This window comes from Eudoraea sp. (genome assembly GCF_049665975.1).
GTDB lineage: Bacteria > Bacteroidota > Bacteroidia > Flavobacteriales > Flavobacteriaceae > Eudoraea.
In genome coordinates this window covers 1-4,333 of record NZ_JBATGR010000514.1, presented here as the reverse complement: position 1 = coordinate 4,333, position 4,333 = coordinate 1, and the positions used below count along the sequence as shown (strand labels likewise).

Sequence of the window (4,333 nt, the reverse complement as noted above, 5' to 3'; positions counted from 1 at the left end):
TCTGCCGTTCTTGCTAAAACAAAAATATTCTTTTCTTTGAATTTAGCAACCGTCACTTCTTCAGCTGTCCATGAGTCCCGAACTTTTACGCTGCCACAATTTTGAAACACAAAGGAGAAAGCAATTAACACTAGTATGGTAAGAATTTTTTTCATAACAATTGGAGTATTTTTTACATTATTTATTTAAGCCGTCCAAGCTACTAAAAATATACTATCTAATTGCAAGGAACAACTAGTATATTCAGATCAGATCTGGACTATAGTCCCAAAATAAATCCAAAATAAAATCGCAATCCGTCGTCAGACCCAAATAGCCCTATGTTAGCAGTGATCAAATCTGTTCCGTTCACAAAAAATCCACCTCCATAGGAGGTATTCCAGATATTTCGATTAAAGGAGGGGTCAACCACCAGATTGTCATCCACCCAGATTCTACCTATATCAAAACCACCAAAAACACCTACTTCAACCGGTATTAGTCCTGTTTTGTATCTTTTAAAATTAAAGCGGAGATCCGAGGTCTGGTAAAAGGATGATTTTCCCGTAAAACGCTCGTTTCTATAACCACGTAAGCCATCGTTGCCACCTATACTCGCGGCCTGGTAAAACTCAAAATCATCCCCAAAAATTAGATGGGCCTTTGACTTTGTAGCAAAAACCAATTGACCGTTTGATGATATTTTGTAGGCAAAACCCAGCGTAGGAATAACATACCCAAATGTATCTGAATTATCGAGATTGGAGGTAATTCCGGTTTTTAATTCCACCTCCATCCCCAGGGTTGGAAATGCAGGGTTATCACTATTAGTAAAACTGTAAACAGCTTCGGCACCTATAAAATTATTTTTCTCTTCCTGGGGGATAAAATCAGAAAATAAATTTATATATCTTCCCTGGGTCTCTTCCAGCTCATAGGATTTATAATTTACCCCGATACTAAATTCACCATTATTCTCTCCATGCCATACCAATCCCGCAAAACCGCCTAATGTTCCTAGTTTGACACGATTGTAATTCAGATTAAAATTATCCTCATCTTCAACGTTTGGATTCGGTGTAGAATTACCAAAACCAAAAAAGTTTATGCTGTAATTAGGACTGGTTAGTATACCATTAATTGCCAGATTCCATTTACCTGCCACATGAGCAAATTCTCCGTGATATTGTATATCAAATCCACCCGTAGATGTATATAAGGCGGCTGCTATCCTGTTGGTGGAGGTAAACGGATTTCGCTCAAAGCCATAGGCAGTATGCCCGGCTATAATGCCTATCTTTAAACCATCATCCGGGTTAATTCCTATTAATGGAAGTATTGCATTAACATTATATTTTGGCTTCCTATAGTCATAATTATTATTCTCATAATCATCTCTAATATGCTGTTTGCCCTTTTTAGTAATCAGCGTATTGGGTTTACTTCTAAAATCATAGATATGGGTCTTTTTCCCTTTTAACACCTCATATCTATCATTATTAGAACCTCCTATCATACGTATTTTTATAGGATGATCTCCTACGCCGGCAACGTGAAAATAATCATCATCGTCCAGACCATACACCCAAATTTCTTTGGTGCTTCCGGCTTCATATATTTTTTCATGAAACACCTGGCCTTTTTCACCCTTCTTTATTCTATAGCCCGTAACTTTGGTTTTGCCTTCGGGCATTCTTTCAATCTCGAACCAATCATCCTTATCCGTGCCCGTTACCACGGAATGTTTATTCACCACTTTAAAATACGCATCAGAAATTTTTCGCAAATTAGCCCTCCTGCCTTTTAACTTGCGCTTTATATCCTCCATATTCTCATCCTTCACTTCATCGGGTAAGTTTTCAAATGCGGCATCTATGACCTCATCAGTAATATGAGAAGCTACATAAGCCGCCTGTTCATCCCAAACTGCTTTGTCTGATTCTTGTATCACGGCAACATCGAGAACATATGGATTTAAATTGCTCCATTGTACATCTTTGATATCTTCTTCGTATGAATTTAAGACACGTGCTGGGGCTGCCAGTAGAGTAGCCAGTCCGAGTGCAAAACCATCATTCATAATTGAAAATGCCTGATCCCTATCTCTTGGCACCGGTTTATAAGTAGTCACTCCATCTTCTTTAAAAGCTGCCCAGCGCCATTGATCCTGATGTCGATCCCAGTCACCCAATAACATATCAAATAGCCGCGCACGCACATAGGTCGTTTCATCTATTTTGTGATCTTCATCCTTTTTCAATTTTTCCAACATATCAAGAGTACTAATCATCTCATTGGCATAACCAAAACTGGCTTTATCTCCATGGCCGTCTGCTGTTCGTTCCTCAATTGCATAAAGTGCATCGCCAAATTCATCGTTAAAACGACCTATAGCATTCTGCTTTGGCACATAATATAACCTAGGATTGGTATGGTATATCCCAACGGCATCGGCTAAGTCTCCGATAATAAACTGGGTATAAGGATGATCTCCTGTGAAAACGTCCAATACAAGTTCTTCCGTTTTTGTGCCCTCAAATTCATTCTTAACATATTGGTTCTTAAAACCAACAGCTTGTATATAAAGCAACGCATCTTTACGCATTGCCCTCATAATATATTCCTGCCCTTTATCGTTTGTGAAACGCAAAGAACTGGACTGGTGCCCTCCTCCTTTTCTCAACGGACTCAGGCCTCCAAATAGTGTATCCAGATTTACAACAGGCACAGTAAGTTCTGTGCTATATAATTTACGATAACGTTCTCCCCATAGCCATTTAAAAGTCTTGCCCTTATCGGTTTCTTCTTTGGTATAAATTGAAGCCGTTTTTTCCTTTGGGAAGTTATCCGGATAATCTGCTACAATTGGACGATCCTCTTTTAATACCTCAGTTTCAAATACTATTTTATCGTCTTTTGTTGAGAAGAAACTCACGTGGGAAGAACCATCTTTAAAAACATCCAATCTGGCATAACCTGGTGATCCGTAAGAAAATTGGCCTCCGCCTACATTCCGTGTTGGAGTAGATTTAGAACCGGCTCCGCTAATTATTTGTGGTAAATTAGATTCCACCAAATATTGAAGGCTGTGTTCATGTCCTGAAACAAAAATTATTTTATCATTATCCTGAGACAAAGTAATTATACGATCTCTAAACTCATCATATCTTTTGTATTGTATATCTGCAGGAGAGACACCTCCGGCACGTCGGATAACATTTTTTAGAGTCCCCAAAATTGGAATTGGGGTCATATGCTGCCCTACTGAAAACTGACCGCCATGAGGGCCATTTGTAAACAACGGATGATGTAACGCAATAACCGTTGTTTTACCTCTGGCTTTTTTAATAAGACTTTCATATTCAAGAAAAAAACGGTTACGGGTTCTAATTTCACAATTATCATTTAATGTTGGAAACTTATCCCATTTGGTGAGGTACCATTCGGTATCCACAATTATTAACTCTACTTCATCATTAATTTCTACTTTGCGTATTGGACAACCATCCTCCGGAAGGAAGGTGTTTCTCCCAAGCTTATCCTCAATATATTCTTCCTGTCTTTTAAGACCTATTGGTCCCCCATTGTACCAATCGTGGTTTCCCGGAATAAAAATTGGCCTCCCGGCAAAGTCTTTTACGACCTCCGTTTGAACATTCAGCTGATGCTCTGCGAATTCTCTTCCCTTGGCTCCCTTCTTTGGTAAACCTTTTGGATAAATATTATCGCCTAAAAATAGTGCTGTACTATTTTCTGAGGCTTTTGCCAATACTTTTTCAAAAGATTGCAATGCCTCAGATTTTGATCCCAAGGGAGAATACCCCGCGTCTCCTATTAAATAGAAAGAGTGTTGCACTTCACTTTTAGATTGTAGTGGAATCAAAGCCTCTTCATTGTACTGCAACTTATGGGTAGCACAGGAATACAATACTAAAAAGCTTACTACTAACGTAAATGAATTAAATATTCGATTCATTTTTATAGAAAGATATTTAAATTTGGATTAATTATATACACAAAATATAAGCTAAAATACAAAGTAAAAGCCTAAATATCCTGTGTTTATTGAATTTAAAAATCGTTATAAAAAGACAAGAACTTTTAAGATAGGAAATCTTATAGAATTGCAAACCATTAACCAAAAGATCGATCATTAGACTAAGATTAAGCGAATTACCTGAGAATTACTTTCCTTATTCATTTTTAAACAGATTTAAATAAACTTCGTTGAAGTTATATAACTTTGGAAGAAACCGTATAATTTGTAATTTTTGTTTTATAAATTTGATGCATGTCTGAAATTCTTGCGAAAACTGAAGCCTTTGCTGTTGATTTATTATCGACAGAACTAGAT

1 protein-coding gene is annotated in these 4,333 nt (G+C 37.4%); it reads right to left on the bottom strand.

Annotated elements, in window-relative coordinates; genetic code table 11:
• Window positions 1-259: 259 nt before the first annotated feature.
• Window positions 260-3,955 (bottom strand): metallophosphoesterase, encoded by a 3,696-nt coding sequence (locus WBN20_RS16285; RefSeq protein WP_424282448.1) that lies wholly within the window; start codon window positions 3,953-3,955, stop codon window positions 260-262.
• Window positions 3,956-4,333 lie beyond the last annotated feature (378 nt).

Bases quoted from the DNA above. Each gene is read 5' to 3' on its own strand.
- WBN20_RS16285 (WP_424282448.1), bottom strand. From the start codon at position 3,955: ATGAATCGAATATTTAATTCATTTACGTTAGTAGTAAGCTTTTTAGTA.